The 3,959-nt window shown below is 72.8% G+C and carries 2 protein-coding genes; both read right to left on the reverse strand.

Annotated elements, in window-relative coordinates; genetic code table 11:
- Window positions 1-159 precede the first annotated feature (159 nt).
- Window positions 160-714, reverse strand: a complete 555-nt coding sequence (locus tag K2X24_RS04130; protein ID WP_292494935.1) for a hypothetical protein — start codon at window positions 712-714, stop codon at window positions 160-162.
- Between the two features lie 100 nt (window positions 715-814).
- The gene (locus tag K2X24_RS04135; protein WP_292494936.1) at window positions 815-3,919 is read right to left on the reverse strand and encodes an efflux RND transporter permease subunit; all 3,105 of its coding nucleotides are present in this window, start codon (window positions 3,917-3,919) and stop codon (window positions 815-817) included.
- Between the last annotated feature and the right edge of the window lie 40 nt (window positions 3,920-3,959).

Here is a 3,959-nt window from a genome sequence, read left to right on the forward strand (position 1 = left end):
CGTGCCGATCGGAGAGAGCCCGTGCCGATCGCGGGCGGCTCAGGGTCGGCGCGTGCCGTCCATTCAGAGTTGATGCGTTCCGCGCATGCGGAGGAGTTCCATGATCGCGAGGGCCATCGGCGCCCCGATGAGGAGCAGAGCAAAAATCAGGGCCATGCGTCACCTTCCGTAACGGTTGCGGCGGACCGGGTCACGGGCGCCGTACCTATCAATGCGGAACCGGCGCGATCGGTTCGCCGCCCCGCGCGGCACCCAGCGCACCCAGACCTTCACGTCGTATTCCGCCGCCGTCCCGTCCGGGTTGATGAGGAGGATGCGGTCGGTGTCGAGCCCCTCGAAATTCTCCTCGGCCTCGTGGGTCATCCGAAGGCCGGGCACCCGCTTGGCGCTGCAGGCGGCCAGCGGCGAGCCGGCCGCGTAGCGCGGGAAGGAATCAGTCTGCGCGAAGGTCACGGTGCCGTGGCGCGGCGGCTCCAGGATGCGGGCCACCACGGGCCCCTGCGACGCGCAGTCGGGGTAGAGATAGGAGAAGAAGGCGATGGCGCGTCCCTCGCCCTTCGGCACCACCCGCTTCAGGGGGAAGGTCTGGATGGGGACGGGCGTGCCGGGCGCGGTCCCGGCCGGGGGCGGCACCAGCATCTCGACCGCGCGCGCACCCGACCCGCCGGGCAGCAGGAGGGCGGCGAGGAGGGCGATCAGCGGCGTCGGGCGCATGCGGGGCTCCGGGCCGTACGACTCGGCCTGTCGCTCAGTCTAGGACTGAGCGGGCGATGGACAAAGCCGGGGCGGCGGGCTCGCGCGCCCCGGGGCCGCCTCAGGCGACCGGCCGCAATGCCCTACCCTGCGGCGCCTCGAAGCGCGCGAACCGCAACGCCAGGGTCGGCAGGACGAGGAGGTTGAGCACCGTCGAGGTGGCGAGGCCGCCGAGAATGACGATGGCCATCGGACCCTCGATCTCGCGGCCGGGCTCACCGGCCCCGAGGGCGAGGGGCAGGAGGCCGAGCCCGGTGACGAGGGAGGTCATCAGGATCGGCACCATCCGGTCCGCGGCCCCGAGAACCGCCGTGTCCCGGTTCCAGGCCTGCCCCTCCTCCACCACGAGGTGCTCGTAATGCGCGACCATCATGATGGTGTTGCGCAAGCTGATCCCGAACAGGGTCACGAAGCCGACGATGGACCCCAGCGAGAGCACCGCGCCGGTGGCGAAGACCGCGAGCACGCCGCCCACGAAGGCGAAGGGCAGGTTGACCAGCACCAGCATCAGGTTGCGGGCGCTGCCTGTCACGATGGCCAGGAGCAGCACGATGCCGAGGCCGGCGAGCCCAGAATAGACGAGGAGGTCGCGCCGGGCCCGCGCCTGCGCCTCGGCCGAGCCGGCGAAGCCCACATAGGTGCCGGGGGGCAGGGCGACCTCGCGGGCGATCTTGCGCCGGGCATCGGCCACGAAGCCGGCGACGTCCCGGCCGGTCACGTTGGCGGTGACCGCCTGGACCCGCTGCGCGCCCTCGTGCTGGACCTGGTAGCGGCCCGAGGTCTCGTAGATGTCCGCCACTTGCGCGAGGCGCACCACCCGGCCGCCGGAGCCGCGCAAGGGCAGGTCGGCGAGGGCCGAGAGCCGGCCCCGCGTGGCGGAATCGAGGATGACGAGGACGTTGAACACCGCGTTGCCGGAATAGGTCTGGCCGACGATATCGCCCTGGTAGGCGGTGCGCACCACCTCCATCACCTCGATGGCCGAGAGGCCCCAGTGGCGCAGGTCGTTGGGCCTGAGACCCACGTTGACCTGGGGCAGGCCCGCCGGGGAGCTCTGCTGGATGTCGACCGCGCCCCGGACCTCGGCGAGCTCGCGGGCGATATCGCGGGCGGCGGTCTCGATCGCGCCGAGATCGGTGCCGAAGACGTTGATCACCACCGGCGCGGTGAAGCCCGAGACCGTCTCCTCGATCCGCTCGGTGAGGAAGGTCTTGAGCGAGAAGGCGGCTCCGGGAAAGCCCGCCATCACGGCCCGGATCCGGGCCTCCGCCGCCCCCTGCCCCGCCCCGTCGAGGCCGGGCTCCAGATCGATGTGGATCTCGCTGTAATGGGTGCCGGCGGTGTCCTGGCCGGCCTCGGCCCGGCCGATCTGCGCGGCGACCGCCCGGATGCCGGGGATCGCCTTCAGCTCGGCGGTGATGCTGGTGCCCAGCCGCATCGATTCCTGCAGCGCCGTGCCGGGGGCCGCCGCCATGTGCAGGATCAGGTGGCCTTCCTTGAGGTCGGGCAGGAAGGTCGAGCCGAAGAACGGCACCAATGCGGCCCCCAGGAGGGTGACGAGGAGGCCGCAGGCCATGACGAGGGCGGGATACCGGTCGATCCGGGTCAGGAGCCGGGCGTAGAGGCGGCGCGCGGCGCGCATCACCGGCGGGTCGCGGGTGTCGGCCGCGCGCCGGCCGGTGAGCAGCCACATCGCGAGCGCCGGGGTCACCGTGAGGGCGACGGCCAGCGAGGCCACCACCGCGAGGATGTAGGCCAGGCTCAGGGGGCCGAACAGCCGGCCGGCGATGCCCGACAGGGCGAGGACGGGCAGGAACACCAGGAGCACCGCGATGGTGGCGTAGGCCACCGCCGTGCGCACCTCCAGGATGGCGTCGAGGACCACTCGCCCCTCGGGCCGCGGGCCGCCGAGGCGGCGGTTCTCGCGCAGGCGCCGGACCACGTTCTCGACGCCGATCACCGCGTCGTCCACCACCTCGCCGATGGCGATGGCGAGGCCGCCCAGGGTCATGGTGTTGAGGCTCTCGCCCAGCGCCTGGAGCGCCACCACGGCGGCGATGAGCGAGAGCGGGATCGCCAGCGCCGAGATCACGGCGGTGCGCCAGTCGTACAGGAAGACGAACAGCACCACGACCACCAGGATGCCGCCGAGCCCGAGGGCCTGCAGCACGTTGCCGTTGGCGATGGCGATGAAGTTGGCCGGGCGGAACAGGTCGGCGTGCAGGGTCACGCCCTCGCGGGCCAGGGCCGGGCGCAGGTCCTCCAGGGCCGCCTCGACCCGGGCGGTGACCGCGCGGGTGTTGGCGCCGTACTGGGCGCCGACCATGAGGAGCACCCCGGGCCGGCCGTCCACCAGGGCGGCGCCGATGGCCGGCTCGCCGGTGGCGATTACGGTGGCGACGTCCGCCAGGGTCACGCTGGCGCCGCCCTCGTTGATCAGTACCGTGCGCGAGACCGCCTCGGGGCTGAGCGACTGGCCGTCGGTCTGGAGGGCGATGCGCTGGTTGGGCGTGTCGACGAAGCCGGCCCCGCGCACGCCGGTGGCTTTCCGCGCGGCGGCGAGCACGTCGTTGACGCCGATGTTGAAGCGCACGAGGTCGCTGGGGCGGATCTGCACCTGCAGCGAGCGCACCGCGCCGCCATAGACCGAGACCTGGGCGATCCCCGGCACGGCGAGGAGGCGCAGGCGCACGGTCCAGTCCGCCAGGGTGCGCAGGTCCATGTCCGAGCGGCTCTCGGTCGTCAGGCCGACGAGCAGCACCGTGCTGGTGGCGGAGGTGAGCGCCGTCATCGCCGGCGGCAGCACGCCCTGGGGCAGGCGGCCGGCCAGCGCCGTCAACCGCTCGGTGACGAGCTGGCGCACCCGGTAGATGTCGCTGCCGGCCCCGAAGGTCACGGTGATCACCGACAGGCCCTGGATCGAGCTCGAGCGCAGGGAGACCACCCCCGGCAGGCCGTTGACCGCGACCTCCACGGGCTGCGTCACCAGCACCTCGACCTGCTCCGGGTTGAGGCCGGGGGCCTCGGTCTGGATCACGACGGCGGGCGGGGCGAATTCCGGGAAGACGTCGTACTGGGCGTCCGCCAGCACGACAAAGCCGTAGGCGGCGAGCGCGAGGCTCAGCGCCAGCACGATGCCGCGGAAGCGCACCGCGAAGGCGACCAGCGCCGCCTGGGGCCCGCGGGCGTCCGACGCCTCGGGTCCC

This window comes from Methylobacterium sp., from assembly GCF_019750675.1.
Taxonomy (GTDB): Bacteria; Pseudomonadota; Alphaproteobacteria; order Rhizobiales; family Beijerinckiaceae; genus Methylobacterium.